Genomic DNA, 15,650 nt, shown 5'->3' with positions numbered 1-15,650 from the left:
CGTTCTCCGTTACACCTTCTCGACGTTAACCAGGAACGCCTTAAACTCCGGCGTTTGCGTGTTGGCGTCACCGACAAATGGCGTCAGGGTATTGGCGATAAAGCCTTTTTTCGCCACGCCCTGATAGCCCCAGTGAATCGGGATGCCAATGGTATCGACAGTTTTGCCATCGACGTTGAGCGGACGCAGGCGCTTGGTGACCACCGCTTTGGCTTTGATATAGCCGCGGTTGGAGCTCACTTTCACCGTATCGCCCTGGGCGATGCCGAGCTTGTTCGCCAGCTTCTCGCCAATCTCCACAAACTGTTCCGGCTGCGCGATAGCGTTGAGCAACGCGTGTTTGGTCCAGTAATGGAAATGCTCGGTCAGACGATACGTGGTGCCGACATACGGGAACTGCTCCGCTTTGCCCATCGCCGCAAGATCGTCTTTGAACACGCGCGCGGCCGGGTTGGAGACCACGTCAGGATGCAGCGGGTTGGTGCCGAGCGGCGTTTCAAACGGCTCGTAGTGTTCCGGGAACGGTCCTTCTGCCATTTTGTCGATGGCGAACAGGCGGCCCATGCCTTCCGGCTGCATGATAAACGGCCCGACGTTACTGCCCGGCGCGGCCGTGCTGTAGTCCGGAATATCCATACCGCCCCACTTGCTGCCATCCCATTTGAGGATCTGGCGTTTCGGATCCCACGGGTTGCCCTGCGGGTCGGCGGAGGCGCGGTTATACAGGATGCGGCGGTTCAGCGGCCACGCCCAGCTCCAGTTCAGCGTATTGCCCAGCCCGCTCGGATCGGTGTTATCGCGGCGCGCCATCTGGTTACCGTCGGGTGTCCAGCTACCGGCGAAAATCCAGCAGCCGCTGCTGGTGCTGCCGTCATCTTTCAGATGGGCAAAGGTGCTGAGCTGCTGGCCTTTTTTCACCAGCAGCGTGCCTTTGTCATCGTAGATGTCCGCCAGCGCTTTGCCGTTGCTCTCCATCGCCACCTCTTCCGAGGCCGGATTGTCGGGCGTCAGGTAGTTCCAGGTCATGTTCAGCACCGGCTCTGGCTGTGCACCGCCTTCACGCGCATACATCTCACGCAGACGCAGATAGATACCGGAGAGAATTTCACCGTCGTTGAGCGCTTCGCCCGGCGCATCCTGACCTTTCCAGTGCCACTGCAGCCAGCGGCCGGAGTTGACGATTGAGCCGTTCTCCTCGGCAAAGCAGGTCGACGGCAGACGGAACACTTCGGTCTGAATCTGCGCCGGATCGACATCGTTAAACTCGCCGTGGTTTTGCCAGAAGGTCGAGGTTTCGGTGTTGAGCGGGTCGATGGTGACGAGGAACTTCAGCTTCGACAGCGAATCGATCACTTTGCGCTTGTTCGGGAACGACGCCACCGGGTTAAAGCCCTGGCACAGATAGCCGTTGACCTTGCCCTGCGACATCATCTCGAAGTACTGCAGCACGTCGTAGCCTTTGTCCCACTTCGGCAGCCAGTCAAAGCCCCAGCTGTTCTCCGCCTGCGCTTTATCGCCAAAGAAGGCTTTCATCATGCTGACGAAGAATTTCGGGTAGTTGCCCCAGTAATTCACCTGGCCCGGCAGCGTTGGCTTCGGCGTGTTCGCCGCCAGATAGCTGGTGAGATCGGTCTGTTTTTCTGACGGCAGCGTCATGTAGCCCGGCAGGCTCTGCGACAGCAGGCCGAGGTCGGTCAGGCCCTGAATATTGGAGTGTCCGCGCAGCGCATTGACGCCGCCGCCGGCCATCCCCATATTGCCCAGCAGCAGCTGAATCATCGCCATGGTGCGAATGTTCTGCGCCCCGACCGAGTGCTGTGTCCAGCCCAGTGCATACAGGAACGAGGTGGTGCGGTCGCGCGCGCTGGTTTCACCAATCAGCTCACAGACGTGCAGGAAATCCGCTTTTGGCGTGCCGCAGATGCGCTCAACCATTTCCGGCGTATAACGGCTGACGTGCTGCTTCAGCAGATTCCAGACGCAGCGCGGATGACTCAGGCTGTCATCGCGTTTGGCAAAGCCGTCGTCGCCCAGCTCGTAGTTCCAGCTGGTTTTGTCATATTTGCGATTGGCTTCGTCGTAGCCGCTAAACAGGCCATCGTCGAAATGGTAATCCTCCCGCACGATCAGGCTGGCATTGGTGTACGCCTGCACATATTCATGCTGGATTTTGTCATTCTGCAGCAGCCACAGCAGCACACCCGACAGGAAGGCAATGTCGGTGCCGGGGCGGATAGGCGTGTAAAAGTCTGCCACCGATGCCGTGCGCGTGAAGCGCGGATCGATAACAATCAGTTTGGCTTTGTTGTGAATTTTGGCTTCCATCGCCCAGCGGAAACCGACCGGATGCGCCTCAGCAGCGTTTCCGCCCATCACCACAACCAGATTGGCATTACGGATGTCGACCCAGTGGTTGGTCATCGCACCGCGACCAAATGTTGGAGCAAGACTTGCTACCGTTGGTCCGTGTCAGACGCGTGCCTGGTTGTCGACCGCCAGCATACCGAGCGATCGGGTAAATTTTTGCGTTAAGTAGCCGGTTTCGTTGCTGGAGGCCGAAGCGCACAGCATGCCGGTGGAGAGCCAGCGGTTTACCGTCACGCCGGCGGCGTTCTGCGCGATAAAGTTGGCGTCGCGATCGGCTTTCATCAGCTGCGCGATGCGCGTAAAGGCGTCATCCCAGCTGATGCGCTGCCATTTGTCGGAGCCTGGCGCACGGTATTCCGGATATTTCAGACGGCTGTCGCTGTGGACAAAATCAAGCAGGCCCGCGCCTTTCGGACAGAGCGCGCCGCGGCTCACCGGATGGTCCGGATCCCCTTCGATGTGGAAAATGGTCTCTTTGGCGTTCTTTGCGCCATCGCCGAGGCTGTACATTAACAGGCCACAGCCGACTGAGCAGTAAGTGCAGGTATTACGGGTTTCGCGGGCACGCAGCAACTTATACTGCCGTGTTTCCGCCAGCGCGGCTTCGGGCGTAAAGCCGAGCAGGGCTGCCGTGGTTCCTGCCATACCGCCAGCGCAGATCTTGAAGAATTTTCTTCGGCTGACGTTCATGGATAATCCTTGAGTCGACATTGCTGTAATAATTTTTTTGCGCTGGATGAAGCCGGGGTTCAGAATGGCTCCACGCAGGATTGCGTCAAAAGCGACCTGATATTACCACTACTTTAATGTGGTTGTTATGCGAGACGAGAGAAGTGAAAGCGAAACAGCAAAAAAGTAACCAGAATGTGAATGAGATCGCAGGACTGAGCCAGACTACCGTATGGCAGCGCCACGCGATTACCGAAGCGGAAAGCGACTGGCTGGCGCAGGAAGTGCCGGTGGCGCTGGTCTACAACGGCATTTCACACGTGGTGATGATGGCAACGCCGGATAATCTGCAGGCTTTTGCGCTCGGTTTTTCGCTCTCCGAAGGCATTATTGAGCAACCCGGCGAGATCTATGGCATGGATGTGGTGCCGGGCTGCAATGGGTTCGAAGTGCAGATCGAACTCTCCAGCCGGCGTTTTATGGCGCTGAAGGCGCAGCGTCGCGCCATGGCGGGCCGCACCGGTTGCGGCGTATGCGGGGTGGAGCAGCTGGATCAAATCGGCAAGCCGGTGCAGCCGCTGCCGTTTACGCAGACCTTCGATCTGGCCTGCCTCGATAACGGGCTGGCACAGCTGCGCGATTTCCAGCCCATCGGCAATCTGACCGGCTGCACGCACGCCGCCGCGTGGATGTCGCCGCAGGGCGAACTGCAGGGCGGCTGCGAAGACGTGGGTCGCCACGTGGCGCTGGATAAGCTGCTGGGTCAGCGCAGCCAGCAGCACTGGCAGCAGGGCGCGGTGCTGGTTTCCAGCCGCGCCAGCTATGAGATGGTGCAAAAATCTGCCATGTGCGGCGTAGAGATTCTGTTTGCCGTCTCGGCCGCCACCCAGCTGGCGGTTGAGGTGGCCGAGCGCTGTAACCTGACGCTGGTCGGTTTTTCTAAACCGGGACGCGCCACGGTGTACAGCCATCCGCAGCGTCTGATCAACGGTTGATGTGCGATATATGCCGGAAATCTCACCGTTCGCGGCATGCGGCGTACCGGGAGGTGTCAGGCAATCTTATATTACGCTGCGCTTTTTCTGGTTAGCCTGCTAAATAATATGCATGCAATAGTTTTTAATGTGACATTCTTTTCGATAGGAATGAAGAAGTTGATGCGCTATCATTAACGTCTCAATCAATAATAATATATTCATTATGGCTTTAATTAAAAAGCTGCGGCAGCTGAATCGCAGGCGTAATTATTTAAAGAAAGAGATTAAATATTCTCTTGATCTTTATTTTGCAGCAAGGAAATGGAAAAAGTCTTCAGGCCACAAACAGAATTGTGAGGATATCAAATCCATTCTGCTGGTTCGCAATGAAGGTAAAATCGGCGATGCCATTGTTTCTACGTGTTTTCTCAGAGCGCTGTTTGAAGCCGGGTATCGTGTAGATATTCTGGCGGTAAAAGAGAATGAGAGCCTTTTCCGGCATAACCCGTATATCCACAACATCTATCTCTCGGAGAGTTTCAGCGATTGTCATCAGCGCGATAAATATGACACCGCCATCGGTAGTGAGGTCGTTACGCTCCTGAGAGACAATGCTTACGATTTATTGATCGATACGGCTATCTGGCAAACCGCGCTGTATATGCCCAAAATGATTGCCGATATCAATCCTAAAATGACGCTGGGTTTCAATAAGCCTGGCTGGCTTAAACCCTACGATATCAACATTCAGTTCGATCACCTTAATAACCACGTTAAAAATATCTATCGTGCGGTTCTTGACTATCTTCAGGTTGAGACGGTTGATGGGCTGAATTATGAAATATTTTACCCTGAGCGCATTGATGCCGAAATTCACCAGTCCGGCATGTTTTCCGCTGATGAGCACAATATTTTAATCAATATTTATGCCAGTCATGCCGACCGTGACCTCTCTGAGCAGCAGCTGAATGAGCTAATCGGGGCGATTGTCAGGCACAATGCGGCCACCAATATCGTGGTGCTCGATCACAAAGGCGCGCTGGAACAGGCGTCGCTGCACCCCGCGAAGTTATACCGCGTTCCCTCGCTGTATCATGCTTTCGCTGCGGTTAAGCAAAGTGATTGCGTGATTACTCCCGATACCGCCGTGGTGCATATCTCGGCGGCTTATAACAAAGCCCTGGTTGGCATCTATCAGGACTCACTGAAAAATAATCAGCTGTGGTCGCCTGGCTACAGTAACGGCCATCAGATATTTTCCGATGAGTTTGTTTTTAAAAATGACGGACGGCTGGTTGATAAAATAAGCCAAAAAATCCTCACGCTGGTTCAGCCATAATCGATGAGGTCACCGTGCCGTCAGTACGGTGACCGTGCATCGGGCAGTCCCTTACACCACCTGCACCGCTAACGCCTGCTGCAGAGCGCTGAGCGCACCGGGCTTTGCCGCACCGCCGTCGCAAATCAACAGATCGATATCGCCGACAGGGGCGTACTGGGTACGGCTGATCACGCCGAGTTTGCTGTGATCCGCCAGCAGCAGGGTGCGGCTGGCCTGCTGTACCATGGCGTGCGCGATGGCGGCTTCATGCGGATGGAAGCTGCTGGCGCCGTTTCGGGCATCGATGCCGACCGGTGACAGCAGCGCCACGTCGGCGCGATATCGATAAATTTCCCCCACCGTCATTTCTCCCCGCGTCTGCTGCGCGCCGGCCATCATCATGCCGCCCAGCAGCAGCACCTGGTTATTCAGGGTTTCATGCTCTTCGGCCGCGCTAAGCGCCAGTGCCGCCTGCAGACTGTTGGTGATGATGGTCAGGCCGGACATGGTGCGCAGCTCTTCTGCCAGCAGCGTGGTGGTGGTGCCGGCATCGAGGAACAGCGTCTGGCCGGGCTGCAGATGTTGTACCGCCGCGGCGGCAATCGCGCGTTTCTCTCTGGCCTGTGCGTTACGGCGCACCTGCAGCGGTGGCTCCGGCGGGCTCTCCAGCGCCACCAGACCGCCATGTACGCGGCGCGCCAGCCCCTGCGCCTCAAGCGAAATGATATCGCGCCGTGCCGTTTCCCGCGAAATACCCAGCTCTTTGATGATGCGTTCAGTGCTGAGCTGATGTTGCGTGCTCAGCAGCGCGCGGATGCGATGTAAACGGGTTTCCTGCAGCATGACGTTTCCCTGTGGCAGAGCGAAGCTGGGCCTAAGCTTACCTGAGTGTCATCGTGGCGTCATGTGTATTTGGTTGTATTTGTGTATTTGGTTGCATTTTTCACTAAAGCAGGCATGATGTTCGCAGAGATCAGGCTGCAAACACCCCTTTCACCTTCGCAACGGGAGTTACCATGGTTACACGTTCCACCATCATGGATACCAACAGTTTTCGCGCCGAACACGCCGACGCGCTGGATCCGGCCACCCGCACTCTGACGGATAAGCGCAGCAAAGTGCTGGGCGAATCGTATCGTCTGTTTTATCGCAAGCCGGTGCATCTGGTGCGCGGCGAAGGGCAGTATTTATGGGATGCGGCGGGTAATAAATATCTGGATGTGTATAATAATGTGGCGAGTATCGGCCACTGCCATCCGGCGGTCATTGAGGCGGTGAATCAGCAGATGAAGATGCTGAACACGCACACGCGTTATCTGCACGAGCGCATTCTTGATTACAGCGAAGCGTTGCTGGCGACCACGCCGGAAGCCATCGACCGCGCCATGTATATGTGTACCGGCTCAGAAGCCAATGATTTGGCGATTCGCGTGGCGCGCGCCTGGAGCGGTGGCACCGGTATTATTGTCTCGCAGGAGGCGTACCACGGAACCAGTGATTTGACCTCTGGCGCGTCACCGGCGCTGGGTAGCGGTCAGCCGCTGGCCGCGACCACCCGCCTGGTGCCACCACCGGATGCTTATCGCGTCGATGCGCCCGACCTCGGGGCATGGTTCGCCGATCAGATTCAGCAGCAGATTGATGACATGAAAGCGCACGGTATTAAATTCGCCGGTTTCCTCGCCGACTCGATCTTCTCCTCCGACGGCGTGCTGCCTAATCCGCGCGGATTCCTGCAGCAAGCGGTGGATGTGGTGCATGCTAACGGCGGCATTTTTATCGCTGATGAAGTGCAGCCCGGCTTTGCCCGTACCGGCGATGCCTTCTGGGGCTTTGCCCGTCACGGCGTGGTGCCGGATGTGGTCACCACCGGTAAGCCGATGGGCAACGGTATTCCGGTTTCCGGCCTGCTGGCGAAAAGCGACGTGCTGGCCGCGTTCAGCGATGAGATCCCTTATTTCAATACTTTCGGCGGCAATCCGGTGGCGATGGCCGCTGCGCAGGCGGTGCTGACGGTGATTCAGGAAGAGGGGCTGCAGGAGCATAGCCGCGTGGTCGGCGCACAGCTGCTGGCGGAGCTGCAGAAGCTGATGGACCGCCATGACTGCATTGGTGATGTGCGCGGTGCCGGGCTGTTTATCGGGTTTGAGCTGGTGCAGGATCGCAGCAGTAAGACGCCGGACAAAGCGCTGGCGCTGGATTTGATCGAGAAGCTGCGCGATCACCATGTGCTGACGTCGGTGGCCGGGCCGTACGGCAACGTGCTGAAACTGCGTCCGCCGCTGGCGTTCCAGAGCGGTGATATCGACTGGCTGGTGGGAGCGCTGGATAAGTCGCTGACCGAGCTGGGGCGTTAATTACTCAGATATCAGGTCGGCATGAATGGCAACCCGACAGCATAATGTGCCAGATGCGCGTTGATGCGCATCTGGCAGGGCGCGAAAGGAGATCACGCCGCGGCAGTTTCCTGCGCAAAAATCTGCTCCATCTTCTGCCACGCCTGCGCCACATCATCGTCGAGATTGAACAGGCCGGAGGTGCCGACAATAAACACGTCGACGCCCGAGGCGGCAATCTGCTTAAAGGTGCGCGCATTGCACGACCCATCGATTTCGGTCAGATAGTGATACCCGTGCGTTTCCCGCATGGCGATCAGCTGGCGAATTTTGTTCAGCGTTTCCGGAATAAATTTCTGCCCGGCGAAACCAGGATCGACTGACATCACCGTCACTTTATCCAGCAGATGCGCATATTCACGAATGCTGTCGGCTGGCGTAGCCGGATTCAGCACCACGCCGCAGCGACGGCCGGCCTCTTTAATTTGCGTCAGCAGGCGAAAAATTTTGTTGTTTGCCGTCTCCGGATGGAAACTGATAATATCCGCGCCGGCGTCAATGCACATCGGAATAATATCTTCCGGGTGATTCACCATTAAATGCACATCAATCGGCACATCGGTAATTTTACGCAGGTTCTCAATAAAGAACGGCGACAGCGTAATATTCTTAACATAGCTGCCGTCCATAATATCGACATGATAGAACGAGGCGCTGGCGTTCATCGCTTCGATCTGCTCGCGGAAGCGGGTCAAATCCATGCACATCAGGGACGGTGAAAAGCGGGCGTTCATGCTGATTTCCTCATTACGCAAACAGCGCCCGCAGGCGCTGTCTGTGACATCAATGGAAGAACGAAATAATATGGCCGAGCACAATGCCGACGATACCGAAGTCCGCATCACCAAAGGTGGTGGACGCGAAGCCAAGGTCACCCATCAGCGGCAGCAGAATGGCGGGCAGGAAGGAGATCAGCAGCCCCTGAACAAAGGAACCGATGATGGCACCGCGCCGTCCGCCGGTGATGTTGCCGTAGACGCCAGCGGTCGCGCCGCAGAAGAAGTGCGGTACCAGGCCCGGCACAATCACGCTCAGACCGAACAGCGGGCACAGGAACATGCTGATCAGACCGGCGGCGAAGCTGCACAGGAAGCCGATGATCACGGCGTTCGGCGCGAACGGGAAGACCGTCGGACAATCCAGCGCCGGTTTTGCGTTCGGCACCAGTTTATCGGCGATGCCTTTGAACGCCGGGACGATCTCGGCAATCACCATGCGTACACCGGCAAGAATGATGTAAACACCCGCAGCAAAGGTGATTGACTGGATAATGGCAAAGACGATGAAGTTCTGGCCGCCGCTCACCTCGCTTTCGGTAAACTCTTTACCGGCAACCAGCACCAGCGCGACAAACAGAATCATCATGGTCAGCGAAATTGCCACGGACGAGTCGCGCAGGAAGTTGAGGGTTTTCGGTACTTTCAGCTCTTCAATTGACGGGCTGCCTTTGCCCACCGCTTTGCCGACCAGCGCCGACAGCAGGTAGCCGGTGGAGCCAAAGTGGCCCAGCGCCAGATCGTCCGAATTGGTAATTTTGCGGGTGAACGGCTGCAGAATCGCCGGACATACCACCATCATGGTGCCGAGAATCAGCGAACCGATCAGCACCAGCCAGAAGCCGTGCACGCCGCCCACTGACAGGATCACCGCCAGCATGGCTGACATATACAGCGTATGGTGCCCGGTCAGGAAGATGTATTTCAGCGGCGTGATGCGCGCCAGCACAATATTCACCAGCATACCGAACACCATGATCATCGCGGTTTCGGTACCGTAGTTTTTCTGTGCCAGCGCGGCCATTGCATCAGTATTCGGCACTACGCCCTGAATATTGAACGAGTGCTCGAATAGCTGGCTGAAGATGGTCAGGGTGGCCGCAATTAAGTTGGCCCCGGCGATAAGAATAACAAAACCCATGATGGTTTTTAGCGTACCGGAAATCACATCGGATACCGGTTTCTTTTGCAGTAATAAACCAATCAGGGAAAAAAGGCCGACAAGTATAGCGGGTGTTCCAAGAACATCCTTAATTATAAACTGCAGCATAAATTACTCCGTGTGAGTAAATTTCGTCGGGTCAATTACAGGTTGTCGGCGAGAATTTCTTTGATTCTGGCGTTATCCAGTAAATTGCTCAGGCCAAATACCTGTGCGCTGTGGCTCGACAGCTGGTCAGCGATATCTTTAGCGCTGATGATAATATCGGCCTGCTCAGATTTGGCAGAGGTTAAATCGGTATGACCCACTTCAGCCTCTTTACCCAGTTCCTTAATAATTTTCTTCACGTTCATTTCCACAATGAAGCTGCTGCCTAAACCGTTTCCACACACAATCAGTACTTTTTTCATTTTCAGGTTTCTCTGGTGATTAATCTTTAATGACAGCTTCAATCGCTGGCAGGGTCGATGCCGACAGCAACTGCTGCAGGCGGGATTCGTCGCTGAACACCTCAGCCAGCGCGGTGATCATCTGAATATGATCGTCGCCAGACAGGGCGCACAGCATAATAACGACAAATACCGGGTCGTTTTCATCGGCGGCAAAATTCACGCCTTGTTTTACATGCAGCAGCGACAGGCCGTTTTTGCGCGCACCCTGTTCCGGACGCGCATGCGGCATCGCCAGACCCGGCGCCAGCACATAATAGGGACCCAGCTCAGCATGCGAGGTAAAGATCGCATCCAGATAAGCCGGGGTAATTGCCCCCTCCGCCAGCAGCGGCTCGGCCGATAAACGCACCGCTTCCTGCCAGTCGCTAACGTCGTCTATTACCCGGATATGTTGCGGTGTCAGCCATTGAGTGAGCATCAGTAATTCCTGTTTATTCGTCGATGCGGTGCACTGTAGGTGATTTTATCGCCTGGGTTCTGTGATGTTGCTCGCAAAAGTTAGCGCTAACACGAGTGATGTTAAAAAGTGTGTTAGCGATAACATTTTTGCGCGCGCGGTTTGTCACGCTGAGGCCGGGGTGACATGCTCAGGCCAGCGAAAATTACGCAGCCAATGAGACATGCCCGATTCTGTGGTTTTTAACATGGCACCAATTTGCTTTTGGTTTTAAGCTGCGTGCGGATAAATCGAGCGCTACCCGGAACCAGCAGGGTAGAGACAGGAGAACGCATGACAGAAAAACGACGGCGCAGTACCGGCAAAAGCACGCTGGCCGATGTTGCCCGTTTGGTCGGTGTCAGCGCCATGACGGCGTCGCGCGCTTTGCGTATGCCGGAGAAAGTGTCGCCCGAAATTCGCGCAAGGATCGACGCGGCCGTCGCGGAACTGGCCTATGTGCCCAACGTGCAGGCGCGTAACCTGGCGTCAGCCTCGTCGCGGCTGATCACCATGGTGGTACCCTCATTTGCGACGCCGGGCAGCGCGATTGTGTCAGAGGCACTGCAGGAGGTGCTGCGGCCGCAGGGCTATAACATGATGCTGGCCGAAGCCAATCACTCGGCGGCGGAGGAGAGCGAGCTGATCGAGATGCTGCTCTCCTACAACCCGGCCGCGATGGTGCACTTCAATTTCGACAATGCCGCCGAAGCGCAGCGCCTGCTGAGCAACTCCGGCCTTCCGGTGATGGACATCGGCGGCGTGCATCAGGATTCTGCCGGCATCAGCATCGGCGTGGACTATGCGAAAGCCATTCGCCAGCTGGTAAACAGCCTGGTGGAGCGCGGCTATCGTCATCCCGGCCTGCTGTGCACACAAACGCACAGCACTATTTTCCGTCAGCTGCTCAATGGCTGGCACAGCGGAATGCTGGCGCTGAATCTGGCACCGCACCGCGTAGTGACCTCACCGAAAATGCCCACCTTTGCCGCCGGCCACAGCCTGCTGGCAGAGATCCGTCTCACCTGGCCGGAACTGGACGTCCTGATCTGTACCAGCGATGAAGTGGCGTGCGGCGCTATCATGGCCTGTCACGCGGCGGGCGTCTCGGTGCCCAGCCAGCTGGCGATTGCCAGCATCGGCGGTGGCCCGCTGGCGGCGGTGTGTTCGCCGCCGCTGACCAGCATTGTGCTGCCGTACGAGGAGATGGGGCGCATGGCCGGTAAACGCCTGCTGGCGGCGCTCAACGGCGACGAACCGCCTGCCATCAATGAGTTGCCGGTGCAGCTTAAGCTGCGCGCCAGTACGCACAAGGTGTAGCCGTGTGTGCGCACCTTTTGCCAGATTGATCAAATCCTTATCATTACTAAGGCATTGATAACCCTTTTCCGGATCATGATTTTAACTATAATGATCCGACTGCTTATGCGGCACACCAGCAAGGTTGTGCTGCCAAACACTAAATGGAGAGGAAGAACATGAGTTATTCACTGCCATCCCTGCCGTACGCCTACGACGCACTGGAACCGCACTTCGACAAGCAGACGATGGAAATCCATCACACTAAACATCACCAGACCTACGTTAACAACGCCAACGCGGCGCTGGAAGGTACCGAATTCGCAAACCTGCCGGTTGATGAACTGATCACCAAACTGGATCAGCTGCCAGCAGACAAAAAAGGCCCACTGCGTAACAACGCTGGTGGCCACGCTAACCACAGCCTGTTCTGGAAAGGCCTGAAAACCGGCACCACGCTGCAGGGCGATCTGAAAGCAGCAATCGAAAAAGATTTCGGTAGCGTTGAGAAATTCCAGGAAGAGTTCGAGAAAGCGGCCGCGACCCGTTTTGGCTCTGGCTGGGCGTGGCTGGTGAAAAAAGGCGACAAGCTGGCGGTCGTTTCAACCGCTAACCAGGACAACCCGCTGATGGGCGAAGCCATCGCTGGCGTGTCTGGTTTCCCAATCATCGGTCTGGATGTGTGGGAGCACGCTTACTATCTGAAGTATCAGAACAAGCGCCCTGACTACATCAAAGCGTTCTGGAACGTGGTGAACTGGGACGAAGCAGCGGCACGTTTCGCCTCGGCAAAATAAGTTCTGGCTTACGCTATGTGAATAACCGGTGCCTGCGTGCACCGTTTTTTTTATCGCCATCCTAAACCGCAGCTCAACAAACACCACGTCATGACCAGGCTAAAGTGGTTATTAACGCGCCGTTGATAATTTGGGGCATACAGTAGCCTTCAGTTATCTCGCGACGTAAAAATAATCATGTCTATTATTACACATTCTGAGCCGGACTCCGTTTCGTCGGCCGCGCTGTTTATACCTTTAGTCAGTGGAAAGCTGCGGCCAAATAAGCTGTGGAATAGCCAGCAATTTCGCCTGAAATTTGCCTTAAGGTCAGCGGTATTTCCACTGACCACCTTTAATTATCTCCATCAGCTGGCCAGACTCTCTTTTCTGCCGCAGCTGTTAAACAGCCAGGGCTTACTGCCGGCTAAGCCGCATCGTCCCTATTTGCGCGCCGGTTTCAGCGTGGCGCAGCGTGCGCAGGCGATTCTCGATCATTATCAATTGATGGACAAGCTGGCGAATAATCAGCTGCGCCAGTTGCTGCTGAGCCCGAGCGGTAATCTGCTTGCCCGTTTCAGCGGCAAAAACGAGGAGCAGTTTGCGATTTATTGCTGCTCCGGCCATTACGACCGGGAAGGGGAAATTACGCTGCTGCTTAATTATCAGGACATGACGCTGGCCTCGCTGTCATTCTCTATTATTCAGGAACAGCAGCAGCGCACGCTATTAATTGGGGGCTTGCAGGGGCCGCGGAAACATATTTCCAGTGACGTTATTCGCGATGCCACCAAAGCCGCGCACGGCGTATTTCCTAAGCGTCTGCTGATGGAAGCGGTATTTATTCTGGCGGCACAGTGCGGCGTACAGGCCATTACCGCCGTCGGCGATACCACTCATGTTTTCCGCAGCCTGCGCTACCGTCACAGCAAAGGTGATAAATTCTTTGCCAGCTATAGCGAGTTCTGGCTGTCACTGGGCGGGGAAATGCGGGGTGATGAGCTGTTTACGCTGCCGCTGAGCATGGCTCGTAAAGATCTGGAAGAGATTGCCAGCAAGAAGCGCGCGGAGTATCGCCGCCGCTATGCCTTGCTGGATACGCTGGCGCAGCAGGTGCTGCAGGCTGCCGGGGCAGAACGCGACGTGGCCCACGCCGCGTAACGGCAATCAGAACGGCTGCTTCGCGTAGCCGGTCATCACCTTCAGCCCCATCTCGCGTCCCAGCGCGGTCATCGGGTGTACCACCACCAGGCCGCGCACGCTTTTCTTCAGCGCGCCCATGTTGGCCTGCTCTTTTTTGGTGATTTCACGGCTGAACGGCAGCTTTTTCAGCTGCTGCGCTTCTTTGCTCAGCTTCTCTTCGCGCACGTTGCGCAGACGCTCAATTTCCTGCACCAGCGTCTCTTTCTCTTTCAGCAGCGCGCCAAGCTTTTCGGCATCGCCCGCTTCAAGCAGCTGCGGTTCTTTGCGATTCAGCGCGTCCAGCTGGTCGCTGAGACGTTTAATCTCGGCTTTTTCTTGTTCTTTCATTGGGAAAACTCATTAAGGAAAACAGGCAAAGGATACATCAAATCCGCCCGCTTTTGCAGCGCAGCGACAACAGAGGCAACGGGATAATCGGGTGCAGCGCGGCGTGCGGGCAAAAAAATACCCAGCGCAAGGCTGGGTATTGGCTGGAATTACAGAATGAAGCGGCTGAGATCTTCGTCGGCCACCAGTTCATCCAGATGCTGACCAACGTATTCGGCATCGATGGTGATCGATTCGCCGTGGCGATCGCTGGCGTCGTAGGAGATATCTTCCATCAGACGCTCCAGCACGGTGTGCAGACGACGTGCACCGATGTTCTCGGTGGTTTCGTTCACCTGCCACGCCGCTTCGGCGATGCGACGAATGCCGTCTTCGGTGAATTCAACGTTAACGCCTTCGGTGCCCATCAGCGCTTTGTACTGTACAGTCACGGACGCGTTCGGCTCGGTCAGGATGCGTTCGAAATCATTGACCGTCAGCGCCTGCAGCTCAACGCGAATCGGCAGACGACCCTGCAGCTCCGGAATCAGATCCGACGGGCTGGCCACCTGGAACGCACCGGAGGCGATAAACAGGATATGGTCGGTTTTGACCATGCCGTGTTTAGTGGACACGGTGCAGCCTTCCACCAGCGGCAGCAGATCGCGCTGTACGCCCTCACGTGACACATCCGGGCCCGACGACTGGCCGCCGCGCTTACAGATTTTGTCGATTTCGTCGATGAACACGATACCGTGCTGTTCAACCGCGTCGATGGCGTCCTGCTTCAGCTCTTCCGGGTTCACCAGCTTGGCCGCTTCTTCTTCTATCAGCAGCTTCATCGCGTCTTTAATTTTCAGCTTACGCGGTTTCTGCTTCTGGCCGCCGAGGTTCTGGAACATCGACTGCAGCTGGCTGGTCATCTCTTCCATGCCCGGAGGCGCCATGATTTCAACGCCCATCGGTGCAGCAGCCAGATCGATCTCAATCTCTTTGTCATCCAGCTGGCCTTCGCGCAGCTTTTTGCGGAACGACTGGCGCGCAGCGGACGGCTCAGCGCTCTGTTCCGGCTGGCCCCAGTTGTTTTTCGCTGGCGGGATCAGCACATCCAGAATGCGATCTTCTGCCATCTCTTCAGCGCGGTATTTGTTTTTCTCGATCGCCTGGCTGCGCACCATCTTGATGGCGGAGTCCGTCAGATCGCGAATAATCGAATCCACTTCTTTCCCGACATAGCCCACTTCGGTGAATTTAGTGGCTTCAACTTTGATGAATGGCGCATTGGCCAGCTTCGCCAGACGGCGGGCGATTTCGGTTTTACCGACGCCGGTTGGGCCGATCATCAGGATGTTTTTTGGGGTCACTTCATGGCGCAGCTCTTCGTCAAGCTGCATGCGGCGCCAGCGGTTACGCAGCGCAATGGCGACCGCTTTTTTGGCGCCGTCCTGGCCGATGATGAAGCGGTTAAGCTCGCTGACAATCTCGCGTGGAGTCATCTCAGACATGGTTT

At 56.2% G+C, this 15,650-nt stretch carries 14 protein-coding genes; 6 read left to right on the top strand and 8 right to left on the bottom strand.

The genetic code is table 11. From position 1 onward, the window contains the following. Positions 1–9: 9 nt before the first annotated feature. A complete protein-coding gene (gene fdnG / locus ERD80_RS06525) occupies positions 10–3,057 on the bottom strand; it encodes a formate dehydrogenase-N subunit alpha (RefSeq protein ID WP_081049407.1) in 3,048 nt (1,015 codons plus the stop codon). A 143-nt stretch (positions 3,058–3,200) separates the two neighbouring features. On the opposite strand from fdnG, the gene fdhD reads away from it, so the two are divergent. Both fdhD and ERD80_RS06515 read left to right on the top strand, forming a co-directional pair. Continuing rightward, positions 3,201–4,031 (top strand): formate dehydrogenase accessory sulfurtransferase FdhD, encoded by an 831-nt coding sequence (fdhD, locus tag ERD80_RS06520; protein WP_058758153.1) that lies wholly within the window; start codon positions 3,201–3,203, stop codon positions 4,029–4,031. Positions 4,032–4,236: 205 nt separating this feature from the next. Beyond that, on the top strand, positions 4,237–5,352 hold the full coding sequence (locus ERD80_RS06515) for a glycosyltransferase family 9 protein (protein ID WP_136546255.1): 1,116 nt from the start codon (positions 4,237–4,239) through the stop codon (positions 5,350–5,352). A 51-nt stretch (positions 5,353–5,403) separates the two neighbouring features. Here ERD80_RS06515 and ERD80_RS06510 read toward each other — a convergent pair whose 3' ends face one another. Next, positions 5,404–6,177, bottom strand: a complete 774-nt coding sequence (locus ERD80_RS06510) for a DeoR/GlpR family DNA-binding transcription regulator (protein ID WP_088516188.1) — start codon at positions 6,175–6,177, stop codon at positions 5,404–5,406. A 173-nt stretch (positions 6,178–6,350) separates the two neighbouring features. Between ERD80_RS06510 and ERD80_RS06505 the strand changes: the two genes are divergently transcribed. Beyond that, positions 6,351–7,691, top strand: a complete 1,341-nt coding sequence (locus ERD80_RS06505) for an aspartate aminotransferase family protein (protein ID WP_058758150.1) — start codon at positions 6,351–6,353, stop codon at positions 7,689–7,691. A gap of 92 nt (positions 7,692–7,783) precedes the next feature. On the opposite strand, the gene alsE is transcribed toward ERD80_RS06505, so the two are convergent. From alsE to ERD80_RS06485, 4 genes are read right to left on the bottom strand one after another with little or no spacing between them, the layout of a single operon-like run. After that, complete coding sequence (alsE, locus tag ERD80_RS06500; RefSeq protein ID WP_021506849.1) at positions 7,784–8,464, bottom strand: D-allulose 6-phosphate 3-epimerase; 681 nt, start codon at positions 8,462–8,464, stop codon at positions 7,784–7,786. 49 nt (positions 8,465–8,513) lie between these two features. Further along, positions 8,514–9,776 carry a PTS ascorbate transporter subunit IIC gene (locus ERD80_RS06495; protein ID WP_021506848.1) on the bottom strand — a complete coding sequence of 421 codons (1,263 nt, stop codon included), beginning with the start codon at positions 9,774–9,776 and terminating at the stop codon, positions 8,514–8,516. A gap of 35 nt (positions 9,777–9,811) precedes the next feature. Next, complete coding sequence (locus tag ERD80_RS06490) at positions 9,812–10,078, bottom strand: PTS sugar transporter subunit IIB (protein ID WP_021313417.1); 267 nt, start codon at positions 10,076–10,078, stop codon at positions 9,812–9,814. A 19-nt stretch (positions 10,079–10,097) separates the two neighbouring features. Then, complete coding sequence (locus ERD80_RS06485; RefSeq protein ID WP_021506847.1) at positions 10,098–10,538, bottom strand: PTS sugar transporter subunit IIA; 441 nt, start codon at positions 10,536–10,538, stop codon at positions 10,098–10,100. A 312-nt stretch (positions 10,539–10,850) separates the two neighbouring features. Here ERD80_RS06485 and ERD80_RS06480 point away from each other — a divergent pair, with 312 nt between their 5' ends. From ERD80_RS06480 to ERD80_RS06470, 3 genes are all read left to right on the top strand, one after another. Continuing rightward, positions 10,851–11,876, top strand: coding sequence for a LacI family DNA-binding transcriptional regulator (locus ERD80_RS06480; protein WP_021506846.1), 1,026 nt, complete (start codon positions 10,851–10,853; stop codon positions 11,874–11,876). 158 nt (positions 11,877–12,034) lie between these two features. Continuing rightward, positions 12,035–12,652, top strand: a complete 618-nt coding sequence (gene sodA, locus ERD80_RS06475; RefSeq protein WP_021506845.1) for a superoxide dismutase [Mn] — start codon at positions 12,035–12,037, stop codon at positions 12,650–12,652. Between the two features lie 177 nt (positions 12,653–12,829). Beyond that, on the top strand, positions 12,830–13,792 hold the full coding sequence (locus tag ERD80_RS06470; RefSeq protein WP_136546253.1) for a VirK/YbjX family protein: 963 nt from the start codon (positions 12,830–12,832) through the stop codon (positions 13,790–13,792). Positions 13,793–13,798: 6 nt separating this feature from the next. Here the strand turns inward: ERD80_RS06470 and ERD80_RS06465 are convergent, their stop codons facing one another. Both ERD80_RS06465 and hslU read right to left on the bottom strand, forming a co-directional pair. Further along, entirely contained in the window at positions 13,799–14,161 is a 363-nt protein-coding gene (locus ERD80_RS06465) for a YibL family ribosome-associated protein (RefSeq protein ID WP_021506843.1), read from the bottom strand. A gap of 149 nt (positions 14,162–14,310) precedes the next feature. Then, positions 14,311–15,645 carry an HslU--HslV peptidase ATPase subunit gene (gene hslU, locus ERD80_RS06460; protein WP_021506842.1) on the bottom strand — a complete coding sequence of 445 codons (1,335 nt, stop codon included), beginning with the start codon at positions 15,643–15,645 and terminating at the stop codon, positions 14,311–14,313. Positions 15,646–15,650: the final 5 nt, after the last annotated feature.

Origin of the sequence: Pantoea sp. R102 (assembly GCF_004916815.1) — a bacterium.
Taxonomy (GTDB): Bacteria; Pseudomonadota; Gammaproteobacteria; order Enterobacterales; family Enterobacteriaceae; genus Pantoea; species Pantoea dispersa.
The sequence above is the reverse complement of the archived record's forward strand: the minus strand, read 5'-3'. Positions and strand labels throughout refer to the sequence as shown.

Bases quoted from the DNA above. Each gene is read 5' to 3' on its own strand.
- ERD80_RS06515 (WP_136546255.1), top strand. From the start codon at position 4,237: ATGGCTTTAATTAAAAAGCTGCGGCAGCTGAATCGCAGGCGTAATTAT.
- ERD80_RS06510 (WP_088516188.1), bottom strand. From the start codon at position 6,177: ATGCTGCAGGAAACCCGTTTACATCGCATCCGCGCGCTGCTGAGCACG.
- ERD80_RS06505 (WP_058758150.1), top strand. From the start codon at position 6,351: ATGGTTACACGTTCCACCATCATGGATACCAACAGTTTTCGCGCCGAA.
- alsE (WP_021506849.1), bottom strand. From the start codon at position 8,464: ATGAACGCCCGCTTTTCACCGTCCCTGATGTGCATGGATTTGACCCGC.
- ERD80_RS06495 (WP_021506848.1), bottom strand. From the start codon at position 9,776: ATGCTGCAGTTTATAATTAAGGATGTTCTTGGAACACCCGCTATACTT.
- ERD80_RS06490 (WP_021313417.1), bottom strand. From the start codon at position 10,078: ATGAAAAAAGTACTGATTGTGTGTGGAAACGGTTTAGGCAGCAGCTTC.
- ERD80_RS06485 (WP_021506847.1), bottom strand. From the start codon at position 10,538: ATGCTCACTCAATGGCTGACACCGCAACATATCCGGGTAATAGACGAC.
- ERD80_RS06480 (WP_021506846.1), top strand. From the start codon at position 10,851: ATGACAGAAAAACGACGGCGCAGTACCGGCAAAAGCACGCTGGCCGAT.
- sodA (WP_021506845.1), top strand. From the start codon at position 12,035: ATGAGTTATTCACTGCCATCCCTGCCGTACGCCTACGACGCACTGGAA.
- ERD80_RS06470 (WP_136546253.1), top strand. From the start codon at position 12,830: ATGTCTATTATTACACATTCTGAGCCGGACTCCGTTTCGTCGGCCGCG.
- ERD80_RS06465 (WP_021506843.1), bottom strand. From the start codon at position 14,161: ATGAAAGAACAAGAAAAAGCCGAGATTAAACGTCTCAGCGACCAGCTG.
- hslU (WP_021506842.1), bottom strand. From the start codon at position 15,645: ATGTCTGAGATGACTCCACGCGAGATTGTCAGCGAGCTTAACCGCTTC.